At 67.5% G+C, this 17,471-nt stretch carries 18 protein-coding genes; 4 read left to right on the top strand and 14 right to left on the bottom strand.

The window, feature by feature from the left end:
- The first annotated feature begins 4 nt into the window (after positions 1-4).
- Together AC07NC_RS02130 and AC07NC_RS02135 are read left to right on the top strand one after the other, a co-directional pair.
- Positions 5-802 carry a tryptophan 2,3-dioxygenase gene (locus AC07NC_RS02130; RefSeq protein WP_008262447.1) on the top strand — a complete coding sequence of 266 codons (798 nt, stop codon included), beginning with the start codon at positions 5-7 and terminating at the stop codon, positions 800-802.
- A gap of 73 nt (positions 803-875) precedes the next feature.
- Positions 876-1,361 carry a PA2169 family four-helix-bundle protein gene (locus AC07NC_RS02135; protein WP_490334309.1) on the top strand — a complete coding sequence of 162 codons (486 nt, stop codon included), beginning with the start codon at positions 876-878 and terminating at the stop codon, positions 1,359-1,361.
- Between the two features lie 97 nt (positions 1,362-1,458).
- Here the strand turns inward: AC07NC_RS02135 and rplS are convergent, their stop codons facing one another.
- The 3 genes from rplS to AC07NC_RS02150 form a co-directional block, all read right to left on the bottom strand.
- On the bottom strand, positions 1,459-1,881 hold the full coding sequence (rplS, locus tag AC07NC_RS02140) for a 50S ribosomal protein L19 (RefSeq protein ID WP_494568460.1): 423 nt from the start codon (positions 1,879-1,881) through the stop codon (positions 1,459-1,461).
- A 1-nt stretch (position 1,882) separates the two neighbouring features.
- The gene (gene trmD, locus AC07NC_RS02145; protein WP_494568461.1) at positions 1,883-2,623 is read right to left on the bottom strand and encodes a tRNA (guanosine(37)-N1)-methyltransferase TrmD; all 741 of its coding nucleotides are present in this window, start codon (positions 2,621-2,623) and stop codon (positions 1,883-1,885) included.
- Between the two features lie 216 nt (positions 2,624-2,839).
- Entirely contained in the window at positions 2,840-4,687 is a 1,848-nt protein-coding gene (locus AC07NC_RS02150; RefSeq protein WP_494568462.1) for a DUF885 domain-containing protein, read from the bottom strand.
- Between the two features lie 188 nt (positions 4,688-4,875).
- On the opposite strand from AC07NC_RS02150, the gene AC07NC_RS02155 reads away from it, so the two are divergent.
- Positions 4,876-5,013, top strand: a complete 138-nt coding sequence (locus AC07NC_RS02155) for an entericidin A/B family lipoprotein (protein ID WP_008261150.1) — start codon at positions 4,876-4,878, stop codon at positions 5,011-5,013.
- 91 nt (positions 5,014-5,104) lie between these two features.
- Here the strand turns inward: AC07NC_RS02155 and AC07NC_RS02160 are convergent, their stop codons facing one another.
- From AC07NC_RS02160 to AC07NC_RS02195, 8 genes are all read right to left on the bottom strand, one after another.
- Positions 5,105-6,793: an AmpG family muropeptide MFS transporter gene (locus AC07NC_RS02160; protein WP_492322594.1), complete on the bottom strand. Its 1,689-nt coding sequence runs from the start codon at positions 6,791-6,793 to the stop codon at positions 5,105-5,107.
- Between the two features lie 41 nt (positions 6,794-6,834).
- Positions 6,835-8,388 carry a response regulator gene (locus AC07NC_RS02165; protein ID WP_494568463.1) on the bottom strand — a complete coding sequence of 518 codons (1,554 nt, stop codon included), beginning with the start codon at positions 8,386-8,388 and terminating at the stop codon, positions 6,835-6,837.
- 50 nt (positions 8,389-8,438) lie between these two features.
- Positions 8,439-10,055: a YifB family Mg chelatase-like AAA ATPase gene (locus AC07NC_RS02170; RefSeq protein WP_494568464.1), complete on the bottom strand. Its 1,617-nt coding sequence runs from the start codon at positions 10,053-10,055 to the stop codon at positions 8,439-8,441.
- A gap of 61 nt (positions 10,056-10,116) precedes the next feature.
- On the bottom strand, positions 10,117-11,070 hold the full coding sequence (gene gshB / locus AC07NC_RS02175; protein ID WP_494568465.1) for a glutathione synthase: 954 nt from the start codon (positions 11,068-11,070) through the stop codon (positions 10,117-10,119).
- Between the two features lie 199 nt (positions 11,071-11,269).
- Positions 11,270-11,464, bottom strand: coding sequence for a Trm112 family protein (locus AC07NC_RS02180; protein ID WP_008261770.1), 195 nt, complete (start codon positions 11,462-11,464; stop codon positions 11,270-11,272).
- A 76-nt stretch (positions 11,465-11,540) separates the two neighbouring features.
- On the bottom strand, positions 11,541-12,197 hold the full coding sequence (locus AC07NC_RS02185) for an LON peptidase substrate-binding domain-containing protein (RefSeq protein ID WP_369733966.1): 657 nt from the start codon (positions 12,195-12,197) through the stop codon (positions 11,541-11,543).
- Between the two features lie 94 nt (positions 12,198-12,291).
- Positions 12,292-13,197: a tetratricopeptide repeat protein gene (locus AC07NC_RS02190; RefSeq protein WP_492322532.1), complete on the bottom strand. Its 906-nt coding sequence runs from the start codon at positions 13,195-13,197 to the stop codon at positions 12,292-12,294.
- A 275-nt stretch (positions 13,198-13,472) separates the two neighbouring features.
- A complete protein-coding gene (locus tag AC07NC_RS02195; protein WP_008259676.1) occupies positions 13,473-13,793 on the bottom strand; it encodes a 2Fe-2S iron-sulfur cluster-binding protein in 321 nt (106 codons plus the stop codon).
- Positions 13,794-13,871: 78 nt separating this feature from the next.
- Between AC07NC_RS02195 and AC07NC_RS02200 the strand changes: the two genes are divergently transcribed.
- Positions 13,872-14,078, top strand: coding sequence for a hypothetical protein (locus tag AC07NC_RS02200; RefSeq protein ID WP_494568466.1), 207 nt, complete (start codon positions 13,872-13,874; stop codon positions 14,076-14,078).
- A 52-nt stretch (positions 14,079-14,130) separates the two neighbouring features.
- Here AC07NC_RS02200 and AC07NC_RS02205 read toward each other — a convergent pair whose 3' ends face one another.
- The 3 genes from AC07NC_RS02205 to AC07NC_RS02215 form a co-directional block, all read right to left on the bottom strand.
- Positions 14,131-15,048, bottom strand: coding sequence for a XamI family restriction endonuclease (locus AC07NC_RS02205; RefSeq protein ID WP_494568467.1), 918 nt, complete (start codon positions 15,046-15,048; stop codon positions 14,131-14,133).
- The gene (locus AC07NC_RS02210) at positions 15,045-16,244 is read right to left on the bottom strand and encodes a DNA cytosine methyltransferase (protein WP_494568468.1); all 1,200 of its coding nucleotides are present in this window, start codon (positions 16,242-16,244) and stop codon (positions 15,045-15,047) included. Before AC07NC_RS02210 ends, AC07NC_RS02205 begins: the two co-directional genes overlap by 4 nt.
- Before the next feature lie 424 nt (positions 16,245-16,668).
- A complete protein-coding gene (locus tag AC07NC_RS02215; RefSeq protein WP_035310651.1) occupies positions 16,669-17,466 on the bottom strand; it encodes a succinate dehydrogenase iron-sulfur subunit in 798 nt (265 codons plus the stop codon).
- Positions 17,467-17,471 lie beyond the last annotated feature (5 nt).

The following is a 17,471-nucleotide window of genomic DNA, read 5'->3' on the forward strand; positions in this document are numbered from 1 at the left end:
GCGCATGACCCAATCCAGCGACATCACCTACGCCGGCTATCTGGCGTTGGACGACCTGCTCTCTACCCAGCATCCGCTGTCGGATCAGCATGACGAAATGCTGTTCGTCGTCATCCACCAGACCAAGGAGCTGTGGCTGAAGCAGATCCTGCACGAGACAGCCCTGGCCCAGCAGCTGGTTCGCGCAGGCGACCTGGTCCCGGCCTACAAGAGCCTGGCCCGGGTCTCGCGCATCCAGGCGGTGATGACCCACAGCTGGGACATTCTTTCGACCATGACCCCGTCGGACTATCTGCGGTTCCGGGGTTCGCTGGGCTCCTCCTCGGGCTTTCAGAGCGACCAGTTCCGCCGGTTCGAGGCCATGCTGGGCCTGAAGGACGCCAGCTTCCTGAAGTTCCACGCGGACCGGCCCGAGGCCCTGGCCGCGCTGGAAGCCGCCATCGCGGCCCCCAGCCTGTACGACGACGCCCTGGCCCAGATGGCCCAGGCGGGGCTGTCCATCCCGGCCGAGGTGCTGAACCGCGACGTGACCCAGCCTTATGAGCCGTCCGAGGCCGTCGAGGGGGCCTGGCTGGAGGTCTATCGCGACACCGAGCGCTGGTGGGCCCTGTATCAACTGGCCGAGAAGCTGGTCGATCTGGACGACGCCCTGCTGACCTGGCGGCACAAGCACGTCGTCACGGTCGAGCGGATCATCGGCCGGCGGCGCGGCACCGGCGGCACCGAGGGTGCGGCCTATCTGGCCTCGACCCTGACCAAGCGCTGCTTCCCGGAACTGTGGTCCCTGCGCACCAAACTTTGATGTCGCGGGGCGGCAACCAAGGCCTCGCCCAGCCATTCCGCCGTTCGACCGCAATCGCGGAGGAACGGAAGACATGACCAATCCCAACGCTCACGACATCAAGGTTCTGAACAGCCTGATCGAGACGACCCTGGACAGCGCCGACGGCTATGGCGAAGCCGCCGTGGAATCCCGCGATCCCGATTACACCAACCTGTTCGAGCGCCGCAGCATCGAACGCCAGCAGGTGGCGGACGACCTGTCCGAGGCCGTGCGGGGCCTGGGCGGCGACCCTGAGTCCAAGGGCTCGATCCTGGCCAAGGCCCACCGCGCCTTTCTCGACGTCAAACACGCCCTGCTGCGCAACGACGACACGGTCGTCGGCTCCATCGACAGCGGCGAAGGCTTTATCGCCGCCAAGTTCGAAAGGGCGTTGGAAGACGCCAGCATTTCGGCCACGACCCGCGAGACCATCCGTCGGGCCTACGCCTTGGTGAAGGCCGATCATGACGAGGTTCACGACCTGAATCGCAGCCTGGAAGGCCAGAGGGACGCGTCCAATCCCCTGTACCCGCAGTAGGGTCAGTCACCGCGCATGAAAAAGGCCCCGGCGGTGTCGCCGGGGCCTTCGTCATTTCAGCACGATCCGCGCTCAAGCCGCGCGCGACAATGTCAAATCAGGCTTCGTCGCCCTTGGCGGCCGAACCGGTTTCCGGAACCACGACGCCCTTGGCGGGACGGACGGTCTGGCGTTCGGCGATCCGGGCCGACTTGCCGCGACGATCGCGCAGATAATAGAGCTTGGCGCGACGCACGACGCCGCGGCGCTTCACTTCGATCAACTCGATGTTCGGCGACAGAATGGGGAATTTACGCTCGACGCCTTCGCCGAACGAGATCTTGCGGACGGTGAAGGTCTCGCTGATGCCGCCGCCGTCACGGGCGATGCAGACGCCTTCGAAGGCCTGGACGCGCTCGCGCTCGCCTTCCTTGATCTTCACGTTGACGCGCAGGGTGTCGCCGGGCTGGAAGACCGGGATGGTGCGTTCGCCCAGGACGCGGGCTTTTTCTTCGGCGTCCAGCTGTTGAACGATGTTCATGTCATTTCTCCTCGAGCTTTGCGCTCTTTGCCTGTGATTTGGCGAGATGCGCTTCCCAGAGGTCTGGTCGTCGCTCCCGCGTGGTCTCTTCCCGCTGCGCCTCGCGCCATTTGGCGACCTTCTTGTGGTCGCCCGACAGCAGCACCTCGGGTATCTCCAGTCCCTCGAACGTCCGCGGTCGCGTGTACTGCGGGTGTTCCAGAAGCCCGTCCTCGAAGCTTTCGGACGACAGGCTGTCTGCCGCGCCGAGCACCCCGGGGATCAGTCTTACGCACGCCTCGATCACGACCATGGCCGCCGCCTCGCCGCCAGCGAGCACCGCGTCTCCGACCGAGACCTCCTCGAACCCGCGTGCGTCCAGCACCCGCTGATCCACCCCCTCGAAACGGCCGCAAAGCACGACGATTCCGTCGGCTTTCGCCCATTCCTTGACGCGCGCCTGGGTCAGGGGCCGACCCCGGGCGCTCATGTACAAAAGCGGGCGCCCCCTAGAAGGGTTGGTCGGTCCCGGCAGGCTATCCACCGCCCGGGCCACCACGTCCGCCTTAAGCACGGCTCCCGGGCCGCCACCCGCAGGGGTGTCGTCCAGGAAGCCGCGCGTATCTGTGGAAAAGCCGCGAATGTCAACCGTATCCAGGCTCCACAAGCCTTTCTCGCGCCAGGCCGTGCCGATCAGCGACACGCCGAGCGGGCCCGGAAAGGCCTCGGGAAACATGGTCAGGACGGTTGCGGTGAAGGGCATGGCGGCGGCTCATACACATAAAGTCGGAAAAATCCGACTCCAGACCTTTCCCTCCCCGCTCCGGGGAGGGTGACCGAGCGAAGCGAGGTCGGGTGGGGGCGGCAAAGCGCCGTCCTCAGCAATTTTTCCGACATCATCAAGTGCGTTCCTGCCGGGCCGCTCCCACCCGGTCGCTTCGCGACCCCCCTCCCCCGAGGGGGAGGGAGAAGGGCGTGTCTAGGTCGTCGGCGCCCCGCCGCCCGCCGCGATCCAGCCATCGACCTGGTCTTCCAGCACGTCCAGCGGCACCGAGCCGGAGCCCAGGACCACGGCGTGGAAATCCTTGATGTCGAACCGGTCGCCCAGGGCCGCCTTGGCGCGGTCGCGCAGTTCCTCGATCTTCAGCTCGCCGATCTTGTAGCTGGTCGCTTGGCCGGGATTGGTGATGTAGCGCTCGACTTCCTTTTCGATGTCGCGCTCGGACAGCAGGGAGTTCTGACGGAAATAGTCCATCGCCTGTTCGCGGCTCCAGCGCTTGGCGTGCAAGCCCGTGTCCGTCACCAGACGCACCGCGCGCCACAGCTCGGTCGAGAGCCGGCCGAAGTCGGAATAGGGGTCCTGATAGAAGCCCATCTCCTTGCCCAGCTGCTCGGCATACAGTCCCCAGCCCTCGGCATAGGCGCCGTAACCGCCGAAGCGGCGGAAGCGGGGCAGGCCCTCGATCTCTTGCGCATAGGCGATCTGGAAATGGTGGCCGGGCGCCCCCTCGTGATAGCTGATGCCCTCGATCTGGGGCTTCAGCACCTGGGTCATGTCCGACAGGTTGACGTAATAGATGCCCGGCCGCGACCCGTCCGGCGCCGGGGAGTTATAGAAGGCGATCGAGGCCGTCGCCTCCCGGAACGGCTCCACCGCCCGCACCTCCAGCGCCGCCTTGGGCAGGGTCGAGAACCATTGCGGGGCCGCCGCCATCACCTGGGCGATGAAGCCGCGCGCGTCGGTCAGATACTGCTCCTTGCCCTCGGGCGTATTCGGATACTGGAAGCGCGGATCGGTCTTCAGGAAGGCGAAGAATTCCTGCAGCGAGCCGGTGAAGCCGACCTGGGCCTTGATGGTCTCCATCTCGGCCTGGATGCGGGCGACCTCGTCCAGGCCGATTTGGTGGATCTGGTCGGCGGTCAGGTCGGTCGTCGTCGAGAGCTGGAGCCGGGCGTTGTAATAGGCCTCACCCTGCGGCAGGCGCCATACGCCGGCGTCGCTGTCGGCCAGAGGCTGAACCTCGGCCAGGGCCGCCAGCACGGTGTCGAACCCGGCCTTGTAGGGGCCGGTCAGGGCGGCGCGTCCCTCGGACAGCAACCGGTCCTTGGTCGCCTGGTCGGCCTCCAGCGCCGCGACCTTCTTGTTGAAGTCGGCCCAGACCGGATTGTCGGCGCCGTCGTCGAACGGGGCGCCGGAGATGACGTTGCGGGTATTGGCGATGGAGGGGGCAAAAACGAAGCGGGGCGACACCACGCCGGCCGCCGCGCGTTGGCGCAGTTCGTCGGCGACCTGGCTCATCTGGACCTGGGCGGCGCGCAGCCGGGCGACATAGGCCTCGGCGTCGGCGACGCTGGAGACGCGGTGATTGTTGATCAGGAAGACGGGCAGACTGGTGGTCGGATTGCCATTGGCGGCGAACTGAAAGCCCCAGTCGCGCCACTGGTTCGATAGTCGGGCCTGTTGGACGCCGTATTCGAACATCCGCCACGACAGCCGCGCCTGAGGTCCCAGCTTCTGCGGATCAAACTCGGTCTTCATCCGGGCCAGCTGGCTTTCGGACAGGGCCAGGGCGCGGTCGGCGGCGGCGTCCGAGACGTCGTCCAGCCTGTCATAGTCGGTCTTGATGCCCAGCGAGGTCATCTGTTGCGGGCTGAGGGCGATGCGGGCCTGGAAGGCCTCTTCGAAGAAGGCGTTCAGCCGCGCGTCCTCGCTCTGGGCTTGGGCGGGCGGCGCGGCGGGCGGCGCCGCGTTTGGCGTCTGGGCCAGGGCTGGAACGCCGGACAGCAACGCCAGGACGGCGGTGGACGAGATCAGAAGACGACGCATGAACAACCCCTCGAAGAACAGGCGTCCACCTTCGGGGCGTCGCCCGTCCGACGCAAGCGTGTCAGCAGGGCAGCGTCACGACGATCCAACAGGGAGCGGTCGAAATCGCGATATGGCGCCGCTTGATGCAACCTATGCCCAGGCGCGGCGTTGGGGGACAGCTTGACCATAACATCCGGGTTTTCACCATGCGCAAGATCATCGCCCTCTCCATCGTAGCCGCCGCCCTGGCCGTGTCGGCCTGCAACACCATCTCGGGCGTCGGCCGCGACGTCTCCGCAGCCGGTTCGGCCGTCAGCCAGGGCGCCGAAAACGCCAAGCACTAGGACCGGCCAACGCTGGAACGAAGAAGGCCCGCCGGCGTCCGGCGGGCCTTTTCTTGGGCGTCGTCCGTCTCGTAATCCGACCAGAAGCGGACTAGTCGGCGGCGCCGACGGTCGCACGCTCCAATTTGCGGCGTTCGAACGTAAGACGAACCCATTCCAGTAGGCAGAAGGCGACGGCGACCAGCCCGATAAGGGCTGCGAACTGGAACATGGGCGCGAAGCCTTCGCGGTCAACCAGTTCTCCCAACGGCGCGCGCCCCAGTGTTCCGATAAGCAGGGCCAAGGACGCAAAGACGGCGAACTGCACCGCGCCGAACAATCTGTTGGACAGGGCGGACAGATAGGCGACGAAAGCCGCGCCCGCGAAGCCGCCCGCGATATTCTCGCCGGCGATTGCGGCCATCAGACGCGCCAACGGTTCTCCGACTCCGAATGCGCCGAACAGGCCGTAGAGGCCCGTCGCCCTCATGAAGGGGTCGATGACGGGCGCGCCCATCGCCAGGTCCATCATCAGTAGGTTGGTGGCGGCGCTGAGGACTGCGCCGATCAGAAGACAGGGCATGCGGCCGACGACGACCAGAGCCCAACCTCCCAGGCCGATGCCCAGGATGGTCATGACGACGCCGAAAGTCTTGGACGCCAAAGCAACTTCCGTCATCGTCCGCCCCAGGCCGCCGCCCTCCGTACCAAGATAGAAGGGATAGGCGAACGGCCCCCAGACGCCGTCGGTGATCCGATAGCTGAGCACCAGGCCCAGGACGATCAAGGCGCCCCAGCCGAGCCGACCCATCAATTCGACGAGGGGCGCGAGGATCGCATCATAGAATCGATCCCCGACACCCATCGACTCCTGACCCGTCGAGACCGCTGACCGGCCGCGCCAGACCAAGGCGCCAGCGAGAGCGGCCGGAAGCAGAACCGCCGCCGCCACAATGCCGGGTCCCCAGGACTGGATGAACTGACCCGCGCTCGGCGCGGGCACGGTCGTCAGGGCGGTGATCATGAAACGGATCAACATGAAGGCCGCCCAGGCCCAGGCCGCCAGGGTGACCAGCAGGGCGGCCCGGCGAAGCCGAGGCGAGCCTACCCGCTCGCGCGCCACGGCCTGATCGGCCACGACGGCCGGTTCCGGCGCGATCAAGCTTCCGGCCAGGCCAAGCCCCATCAGGACAGCCGCCGCCACAAATGTCGCCGGCCAGCCGGCCGTATCGGCCAGGACCAGGGCGCCGGCTCCGCCGACCAGGGCCGCCGTGCGGAATCCCAGTTGATAGACCGATGACAGAAGATCGACAGGCAGGCCGTCATCGGCCGCCTCGATCCGCCAGGTATCTATGACGATGTCCTGGGTGGCGGAGGCGAAGGCGCCGACGGCTGCAGCCATGGCCAGGACACCGATCGCGCCGCCTGTCGGATGCGATGCGGCGATGACGATGAAGACCAGGGCGAGGACCGACTGACAAACGACCAGCCAGGACCGGCGCCGGCCCATTCGTGCGACCAGCGGCAGCCGAAGCCCCACCGCAGGAGACCAAAGGAACTTGAAGGCGCCGAAAAGACCCACCCAGGAGAGGATGCCGATGGTCGCGACCGAGACATCGACCTCCGAAAGCCAGGCGTTCAGGGTGCCGAACAGCATGGCGAACGGAAGACCGGCCGAAAACCCAAGCAAAAGCATGGCCAAGGTCCGACGTTCGCGGAAGGCGGCCTTGATGACGCCAAATCCCTTGGGCTGAGGCCGCAGGGCTGCGACTTCTTCGGCGGGGGTGGCTTGATCGGTCATGCACGGCTCCGGCGGCGGCCGGAATCGCGGGCGCCTGTAACTCAGCCGACCTTGGCGCGGATGTCGCGTTTCGTCCAGCGGGCCAGGGCGGCGCGCAGGGCCTCGGCGTCCAGCGGCTTGACCAGATGGTCGTTCATTCCGGCCTCCAGGCACAGGCGCCGGTCCTCGGCGAAGGCGTTGGCGGTCAGGGCCAGTATGGGGGTGGCGTCGCCCGCAGCGCGGATGGCGCGGGCGGCGGCGGGACCGTCCATGCCCGGCATCCGCATGTCCATGAAGACCAGGTCATAGCGGGCGCGCGCCAGGGCGGCGACGGCCTCATGGCCCGTGGCGGCGGTCTCGACGGTGCAGCCCTCGCGCCGCAGCAGGGTGCGGGCCAGAAGGGCGCCGACCGGATTGTCCTCGGCCAGCAGCACGCGGACGCCGGCGAACCGGGCGGGGATCACGCGGTCGTCTTCAGGCGCGGAGACGGCGGTCGGGGCGGCGGGGTCCGCGCCCACGGCGGCCAGAACCCGTTCGGCCAGGGAGGCCCGGCGCAGGGGCTTGATCAGATAGCCGTGGAAGCCGGCGGCCCGATAGCGGGGGATCAGGTCCCGTTCGGACGGTTTCAGCAGCACGACGCCCCGCCCTGCGGGCGGAAGAGGCGCCAGGTCGCCGGCGGGGGCGCCCGCATGGTCGACCAGGGTCACCGGGGCCTTGGCGGCGACCCTGCCTCCGGACGCCTTGATCTGATCGGCGGCGGCGGCGCGGACGAAGGAATCGGGCGAGTCGATGCAGACCGTCTGGCCGTGCAGCGGGGTGTCGCGCGGGCCGGCGACGGGCAGGAAACCGGCCTCGAAGCGGAAACGGGCTCCGCCGCGAGCATCGGCGTCGGCGCCGTGCGGTCGATCCTCGACCCGAGCCGTCCCCCCCATCGCCGTCGCCAGTTTGCGCACCACCGCCAGGCCCAGGCCCGCGCCGTCATGGCGCACGGCGTCGGAGGAATCGGCGTGGCCGAACTCCTCGAAGATGCGGGCGCGGGCTTCGGCCGGCACGCCGGGGCCGGTGTCGTCGATGATGAAGGCCAGGCGGACGCGCTCCTCGTCCATGTCGGAGGGATCCGGGGTGACGCGTTCGACCGACAGACGCACGCCGCCGGTCTCGGTGAACTTGACCGCATTGCCGGCCAGATTGAACAGCACCTGTCGCAGCCGGCCCTCGTCGGCCAGGATGTCGGGGGCGTCGGCGGCGACCGACCAGACGATCTCCAGCCCCTTGTCGTGGGCGCGCGGGCTCAGCAGTTCGGCGACGCCGCGCACCAGGCCTTCCAGATCGACCGGCGCCAGGTCGAACTCCAGCGACCCCGCCTCCAGCCGGGCGTAGTCCAGCAGGTCATTGACCAGGCCGAGCAGATGTTCGGCCGACTGGCGCGCATTCTCGGCATAGGCGCGCTGGGCGCCGTCCAGCCGGGTGCGTTGCAGGAGGTTGATCATACCCAGCACGCCGTTCAGCGGCGTGCGCATCTCGTGGCTCATCAGCCGCAGGAACTGCTGGGCCGGATCCACGGCCTGCGTCGCCTGCGTCTCGATCCGTTTCGTCGCCGCCCGTCGCGCCATCATCGTCTCCGTAGACCGGCAATATAGGGGTGGCGGGTTAAGGATTGCCCCTCTCACGAATAGAGGAAGGGCGTCTGTTCCAGCGTCGCCTCCCGGATCTCGGACCCCTCGCCCCGCTGGGCCTGGCGTCGGTCGAAGTCGGCCTCGGCGCCCACGGTGGTGCGGCGATAGATCAGGGCCTCGGCGATGTGGCGCCGCAGCACGCCGGTGCAGCCGTCCAGGTCGGCGATGGTGCGGGCCAGGCGCAGGGTGCGGGTCCAGCCCCGTGCGGTCAGCCCCCCGGCCTCGCCCGCCCGCATCAACAGCATCCGGCCCGCCTCGTCGGGCGTGGCGAACCGATCCAGAGTGTCGCCCGAGGCGCGGGCGTTCAGCCCCTGGGCCGGGTCCAGCCCCGCCTCGCGGACCCGATCCTCCTGCATGGCGCGGGCGGCGGCGACGCGGGCCCTAGCCTCGGCCGTGCCTTCGGCCGGCGGGGGCAGGGTCATGTCGGCGGCGGTGACGGGCGGGGTCTCCACCGTCAGGTCGATCCGGTCGAACATCGGGCCGGAGATGCGGTTCTGGTAATCGCGCTGGCAGCGGGGCGCCTTGCCGCAGGCGCCGCGCCCGGCCCCGCCCATGCCGCACCGACAGGGATTCATCGCCGCCACCAGCTGGAACCGGGCCGGATAGCGGATATGGGCGTTGGCGCGGGCCACCACGATCTCGCCCGTTTCCAGCGGCGCGCGCAGCGAATCCAGGGCCTGGGCGCTGTATTCCGGCAGTTCGTCGAGGAACAAAATTCCGTTGTGCGCCAACGAGGCCTCGCCCGGCTTGGCGCGCAGACCCCCGCCGGTCAGGGCCGCCATCGAGGCTGAATGGTGCGGGCTTCTGAAGGGCCGGTCCCGGGTCAGGGCGCCGCGCTCGATCAGGCCGGCGACCGACCAGACCATCGAGGTCTCCAGCAGTTCCTGCGAGGTCAGGGGCGGCAACAGGCCCGGCAGGCGTTGCGCCATCATCGACTTGCCCGATCCCGGCGGGCCGACGAACAGCAGATTGTGCCCTCCCGCCGCGGCGATCTCCAGCGCCCGCTTGGCCCCCTCCTGGCCCTTGACCTCGCGCAGGTCGGGCGCGACGCCGCCGGTCGCCAGCGGGCCGGGCTCCGGCGCGCGCAGGACCTGGGTTCCCTTGAAATGATTGACCAGGGCGATCAGAGAGCGGGGCGCCAGGATGCGGGCGCCGCCGGCCCAGGCCGCCTCCGGCCCCGTGGCCTCGGGACAGATCAGCCCCAGCCCCATGGCGTCGGCGGCCACGGCGGCCGGCAGGGCGCCGCCGACTCGCGCGATCTGGCCGTCCAGCCCCAGTTCGCCGATGGCCGCCCAGCCGTCCAGGGCGTCCGGCGCGATCACCCCCATGGCCGCCATCAGGGCCAGGGCCAGCGGCAGGTCGAAATGACTGCCCTCCTTGGGCAGATCGGCCGGGGCCAGATTGGCGATGATCCGTTTGGCCGGAAGCGCCAGGCCGATGCCGGCAAAGGCCCCCCGCACCCGTTCGCGGCTTTCGGCCACCGCCTTATCCGGCAGGCCGACGATGTTGAACACCGTCTGCTGATCCTGGCCGACCAGCTGGACCTCGACGTCCACGCGCCGGGCCTCGACCCCGTCGAAGGCGACCGTGACAACCCGCGCGACCATGACGTCCTCTCCCACCCGGAGAAGGAACGAACCATGAACTGAAATCTAATTCAAGTGGCGATCACGCAACCTGTGCGGCGCGCTTGGCCTCAATCACGTCCCACATCAGGGCGGTGGCGTCGACGCCGGTGAAGGTCTTCAGCTGCTGGGCGCCGGTGGGGGAGGTGACGTTGATCTCGGTGAGATAGTCGCCGATCACGTCGATGCCGACGAAGATCAGGCCGCGCTCTCTCAGGGTCGGGCCGATGGCGGCGCAGATCTCCAGGTCGCGCGGCGTCAGCTCGACCGGCATGGCCGTGCCGCCGACGTGCAGGTTGGAGCGGACGGCGCCGGCCGCCGGCACGCGGTTGATCGCGCCCACCGGCTCGCCGTCGATCAGCAGGATGCGCTTGTCGCCCTTGGACACGGCGGGGATGAATTTCTGGATCACCAGCGGATCGCGGCTGCCCACGGCGTGGATCTCGATCAGGGCGTCCAGATTGGGGTCGTCGGCGCGCAGCTTGACCACGCCCGAGCCCCCGTTGCCGTGCAGCGGCTTCAGCACCACCTCGCCATGCTGCTCGTGGAAGGCGTTCAGGGCGACGGGATCGGCCGAGATCAGGGTTGGCGGCTGAAGGCCGGGGAAGGCGGTGACCAGCAGTTTCTCGGGCGCCGAACGCACCTGGGCCGGGTCGTTGACGACCAGGGTCCTGGGGTGGACCGTCTCCAGCAGATAGGTGGCGGTGACATAGGCCATGTCGAACGGCGGGTCCTGGCGCATCAGGATGACGTCCACGTCCTCGGCCAGGTCCAGCTTCACCCAGTCGCCGAAGTCGACGTGGTTGCCGACCTCGCGTCGCACGATGATCGGCCGGGCGCGGCAATAGAGGCGGCCCTCCTCCAGCGCCAGGGTGCGGAAATCATAGACCCACAGCTGGTGCCCGCGCGCCTGGGCCGTCTCGGCCATCAGGAAGCTGGTGTCCCCGGCGATGTCGACGGCCTCGATCGGGTCCATCTGGATGGCGATTTTCAACATCGGTAGGCCTTCTCTATGTAGCGGGTTTACGGGATGGGAACGCCGGAACACCGGTGAAACCCCCATCCGCTCATCCCGGCAAAAGCCGGGACCCAGTTCTTTCGCTCGGCAGTGCGTGGGGACAAGGCTGTGCGAACCACACCGACCTTTCGCCCAAAGCACTGGGTCCCGGCTTTCGCCGGGATGAGCGGAGTATAAGTCAGTCCAGCTGACGGGCTTCCTCGGCCAGCATGATCGGCACGCCTTCGCGGATCGGATAGGCCAGTTTGGCGCCGACGGAGATCAGCTCGCCCGCGTCGCGGTCGTAGGTCAGCTTGCCGCGCGTGACCGGGCAGACCAGCACCTCGAGCAGGCGGGGATCGACGGAGACGGGCGTGTTGAAGGCGTCACTCATTGTTCTGGGCCTGTCGCGCTTTGCGCTACTTGAGGGTTCTTTAGGGGGCTACCGCGCTTCGCGCTACTTGAGCCCGTCATTGCATGGACGGCGCCGCGTCGTCACCGGCGTCGGCGGCGTCGATGCGGAGCAGGGCGGTCAGGGCCTCGGCGCGGGGCAGCAGGCCCATGGCCTCCAGAAGGGCCTGTTTCTCGGCCGGTTCGAACGGCAGGGCCATCGACAGGCTGTTGATCAAGGCCTCCATCGGCGCGCTCTCGGCCGTATCCCAGTCGATGTCCAGCAGCCGGTGGGTCATGTAGGCGCGCAGGGCGTCGAGGAAGGCGTGGCGGTCGAAGTCCGGCTCTTCCGGCGGGGGCGCCAGATCGTCCTCATAGGCGTCGAAGGCCGCGCGCACCTGGCGATAGGGCGCCTTGGACGGCAGTTCGGCGGCGATGCGGAACCGCGACACCCCGGTCAGGGTGATCAGATACCGACCGTCCGAGGTTTCCGCAAAACCGGTGATCCGCCCGGCGCAACCGACCGGCGACAGGCCGGGCAGGGCCGGAGTCCCGCCCTTGGGCTGGACCAGGCCGATGATCCGGTCCCCGGCCATGGCGTCGTCCACCATGTTGAGATAGCGCGGCTCGAAGATGTTCAACGGCAACTGGCCGCGCGGCAGCAGTATGGCCCCCTCCAGCGGGAACACCGGGATCACCTGCGGCAGATCGAGGGCTCGAACATAGCCTTGAGGCATCATGTCTCCTTGGCCTATCGCCCTTCGGGCTGCTTGAGGCCGGTGTTGCTTGGCCTATCGCCCTGCGGGCTATTTGCGGCCGGTGTTTTGGCGCCTACGAGAAAAGAATGGAGGACAGGCGGCGACGCCCGTCCTTGGCGACGTCGGAACTGACGCCGGCCGCGTCGAAGATGACCAGCAGCTGCTTGCGGGCCGCCTGGTCGTTCCACTCGCGATCGGCCTGGATGATGTGCAGCAGATTATCGACCGCGCCCTTGAAGTCGCCGGCCGCGCTCTGGGCCTCGGCCAGGTCGAACCGGGCCTGGTGGTCGTCGGGGTCGGCCGCGACCTTGGCCTCAAGCTCGGCGGAAGCCCCGGTCGGCGCCTTGGCCGCCAGGGCCAGTTGCGCGCGCACGCTCTGGACCGCCGGCTCCTTGGAGTCCTGGGGGGCCATGGCGATGGTCTGGGCGGCCTGTTCGGGATCGCCGCTCGCCAGATAGACCCGCGCCATGCCGGCGATGGCCTTCTCGTTCTCGGGCTCGATCGACAGGACGTGGGCGAAGGCCTGGGCCGCGCCGCCGAAGTCGTTCAGGCCCAGCGACTCCTCGCCCAGCTCCAGCAGTTGCGCCGTCTCGGTCGAGCCGCCGGCGCCGCCGGTCAGCTTGTCGATGAAGGCCTTGATCTGGCTGTCGGGGATCGCGCCCTGGAAGCCGTCCACCGGCTGGCCGTTGACGAAGGCGTAGACGGTGGGGATCGACTGCACCCGCAGCTGGCCCGCATAGGCCGGGTTGGCGTCCACATCGATCTTGACCATCTTCACCGCCCCCTTGGCGGCGCGCACGCCCTTCTCCAGCGCCGGACCCAGGGTCCGGCACGGCCCGCACCAGGTGGCCCAGAAATCGACGATGACCGGCTGATGCTTCGACGCCTCGATGACGTCGGTCATGAAGGAGGCGTCCGTGCCCTCCTTGATCAGGTCGCCCGAGAGATTGGGGTCCAGGGTGGGGTCAGCGAAGGTCATGTCGGGGGTCCGTGCTGGGTCGAAGGATCGTAACGGCTCAGATGGCGACGGGATGCGCCGGCATCAAGCGGCGAATTGACCCGCTGTGACCCAGGGCGGCGCCCCGCCGCGCGGAATTCAGACTCGGCCTGCGGAAAAACACCGTCTGAATCGTATGAATCGTCTGAAATCCCCCGCCTCACGCCCGGTTTCGCCGCGCCGCTGCATCCAGATGGGGCGCCGGGCGCACGGTTCAAGCGGCGAAAGCCGTCATCGCCCGCTTCGGCCGGGCGGTCCTAGTGCTGGTTTTCCGGCAGGCGCACGACCAGGCCGTCCAGGGCGTCGGACACGCGGATCTGGCACGACAGCCGGCTGTTGGGCTCGACCTCTTCGGCGAAGTCCAGCATCGACTCCTCCATGGCCGAGGGTTTGCCCGTCGCCTCGCGCCAGGCCTCATCGACATAGACATGGCAGGTGGCGCAGGCGCAGGCTCCGCCGCAATCCGCATCGATTCCCGGCACATTGTTCCGGATCGCGCCCTCCATGACGGAAAGCCCCGGTTTCACGTCAACGACGTGCTCGGTTCCGTCATGCTCGATATAGGTGATGCTGGCCATGGCCCGCTCATATCAAGCCGGGGGGATGGTGCAAGGGCGCTCATCGACGGCGCAGACGCTCCATGGCATCCTCCCCCCATGACCGACAGGCGCAAGATCCCCGCCGCCCCGCCCGCGCGCCCTTCGGCGCGGTGCCCCAACGCGACCGGTCAGGGCGTGACGAAAACCCTGCGCCAACCGCTGGGAACCCTGGCCCGTTCCGACTGGAGCCGCCGGATGCTGGCTCTGGAAGGCCGCGCGCCGCTGGACCTAGATCTGGACGACCTGCGCCGGGACGGCGCATAGACTGATTGAAACGGCCGGTTTGTCGCGGTCGAACTTGTCCTCGGCCCTAAATCTAGGCTCTCGCATCCAGCCAATCCGCGAGCGGCTGAAGATCATGGGACCAAAAGACCAGGACATCGCTGTCGAGCAGACGCGCCACATCCTTGTACGCGACCACCCCTTGCAGTAGGGCCGCCGTCTGGATGAAGCCGCCCCATTGGTCGTTCCAGGCCTTAGTCTTGTCCATCACGTCGCTGACGCGCTTCACCGAATTGGTGGCGTCGTTGGACACCTTGCACTCCATGGCCATGATCAGGCTGGGGTTCACGCCGTAGGCGATGTCCACCTCCTTCGTGGCCGTACGCGTTTTACAACGCGTCTTGCGCATGAAGTGCTGCGGCGGAAGGTCGGCGGTATTGTTGACCGTGGTCGAGGGCGAGCGAACCCAGCCCTTGGTCTCCAGCAGGGCGACCACCGCCTTCTCCTGCTCGTCGGACAGGCGATTGCGCCGGACCGTGTTGAAGATCTGACTGCTGATCATCGGCGTCAGCGTGTCCAGAAGCTTCTTGACCTGTCGCCGGTTCGGGTTGGCGTTGGTCGATAGCCAGGCCGTGAGGTTCTTGTCACGTCGCGCCGCAAAGGCGGCGGCGAAATCATCCGCCGCCTGTTTCGACAGCCGGGTCGAGCCTTTCTCCGCTCCCTTGGGGTAGGATTTCACGATCAGCTTCAGCTGATCCTGGCTGATGGGCGGCGCGAAAAGGTGACGCAAGACCAGGATATGCCTGCCGGTTTTCGTCAGGGACTCCTGAAGATCGCGAAGTCCCTTTGTCTCTATCAGCGTGCGCAGGATTTCCTTGCGAACAGCACGACAGACCTGTCGCCATTCAGCCGCCAGCGGGTCAGGCGCCATGCCCCCGACATAAATCTCGACCGCCTTCGCGGCGGCTTCGCGGTGATAGGTTTCGTCAGTCCCAGACTTCGCCGTCGTCATGCGCGAACGAGGACGCGGCGTTTTGCCGGCGCCTCTCGGCGCGACGGACCGTTCCGGCGCTCCTCGCGCCGAGTGTAATCAATGGCGGATTGAAGACGCTCCGGCAACGGCGTAGGCGCGGCCCATGTCATCTTCCGGTCCTCGCCCTCGCAAGAGGCCAGCAGCGTCGCCCCCACTGCCTCGGCCAAGCGCGGCGGAACAGCATTGCCGATCAGTCGATATTGATCGACACGCCGACCGGTGATGATCCAGTCGGTGGGGAAGCTTTGCAGCGCCGCGCACTCTTTCGGCGTCAACCGGCGTAGCCCGTGCCGTGGATCGCGGACCCAGTCCTGCTGCGGATTGGCCGTGACCGTACGAGCGGGTAGGGCGGGATCAGCGACGAAAGCGCCCTGTTTGTAGCCCCAATGACCACCAGGCCGTGTCGCTTCTGATTTGCCGGGGCTCTTGACGCCTGACCCCGGTTTGATGCCGTCCAAATCCCGCGCGAGCTTGCCCGTGGGCCGAATGATTTCTTCCTCAGACAGCGGGGTCAAGGCGCCGATACACTCTCCAAGGCTGACCCAGGGCCGTCTGCCGTCCTCCTCGAGTTTGTCGTGCGTCGGATCAGGCAGTCGTGGCAGATCGCCCGTCCGGTAGCCGACCAGCACCACACGGACCCGGCGCTGGGCGACGCCGTAGTCGGCCGCGTTGAACAGCTCGACATGGGTTTGCCAGCCACGCGCGAACAGCTGCTCGCGCAGCCAGGCCAAAGCAGACCCAGGAACGCCGTCCGGGCCGCGCGCCGTGATCAGGCCGCGCACATTCTCGAAGAGCAGATAGCGACAGTCCAACTCCGACGCGATGCGCAGATAGTCCTTGATCAACTGGCCCCGAGGATCGTCGAAGCCCAACTGGTGTCCTGCGCTGCTCCACGACTGGCAGGGCGGCCCGCCTGCAAGCAGACCTATATCCCCGCGCCGCTGTCCCGACTTGGCCAGGACATCCTCGCCTCGAAGCACACGAACGTCTCCGACTTCGATGTGCGCGTCACCCATGAACCCTCGCCCGCCGGCCAGGCGGCGACCACGGTTCGCCTCAAGGCTCTCAATCGCGCGGGGATCGATGTCGGTGGCGTAGACACAATCCCAGCCTGCGGCTTCCAGACCCAAATCGAGTCCGCCCAGACCGCTGAAAAGCGACACGACTTTCTGCATCTGTCTCGCCTCCGCTGGGCATGCTCTCTGTCGCGTTTCGGAACGCGTCCGTTGCGCGAGGATCATGTTGTACAAGCCGTTAACAGTCGGTGTTTCGGCCGATCCGTCAATCTGATCCCGGAAAATCACCTCGGCCTAGCCAAGGGTTTTGGGAACAGATCGCAGCATTTATGTTCTTATCTTGTTCTGGTCAAGTTCGGCCCGGCGAGGGCGTTAACGCCCCTCGCACCTACACCCACGCCTCCGCCGCCGCCGTCATGCGCACCCGGCGATTAAGCCTCCGCTCATAGGCGTCGGCTGCGGCCTATCCCAGACGGTGGCCTCAGAGAGCGACCGAAGACGGCCGTCTGGACCGCCGGGTCCTGCAGCGTGCCATAGGCGAACAGCAGGACCTCAGCGGTCATTGACGCCGCGGCGTCGGCGGTTAGGCCGCCTGTCTCTTCCGGCTCGGCGAAACCATCAGCTTCTTGGTTTCGGCGATGGCCTTGGCCGGGTTCAGGCCCTTGGGGCAGACCTGGGCGCAGTTCATGATGGTGTGGCAGCGGTACAGTTTGAACGGGTCTTCCAGGTCGTCCAGACGTTTCTGCGTGGCGTCGTCGCGGCTGTCGGAGATCCAGCGATAGGATTGCAGCAGGGCCGCCGGGCCGAGGTATTCCTCCTGGTTCCACCAGTAGCTCGGGCAGGAGGTCGAGCAGCAGGCGCACAGGATGCACTCGTACAGGCCGTCCAGCTTCTCGCGCTCGGCCGGGGTCTGGAGCCGTTCCTTCTCGGGGTCGGGCTCGTCCGACTGGAGATAGGGCTGGATCGAGTCGTACTGGGCGTAGAACAGGCTCAGGTCCGTCACCAGGTCCTTGACCACCGGCTGGTGCGGCAGGGGGGCGATGGTGATGTTGTGCGACTCGCACTCGTCCCAGCCCTTGGTGCAGGCCAGGGTGTTGCGCCCGTCGATGTTCATCGAGCAGGACCCGCAGATGCCCTCGCGGCAGGACCGCCGGAACGACAGGGTCGGGTCGATGGTGTTCTTGATGTGGATCAGGGCGTCCAGCAGCATCGGGCCGTGGTCGCCGGTCGGCACCTCATAGACGTCCCAGCGCGGGTCCGCATCGACCTCGGGGTCGTAGCGATAGACCTTGTAGGTGCGGACGTCCTTGGAGCCGGGCGCGGCCTTGTGGACCTTGCCCTTGGTGGGCTTGGAGCCGCGGGGGAGGGAGAGTTGAACCATCTGCG

This window comes from Brevundimonas sp. GW821-FHT10A07, from assembly GCF_059415785.1.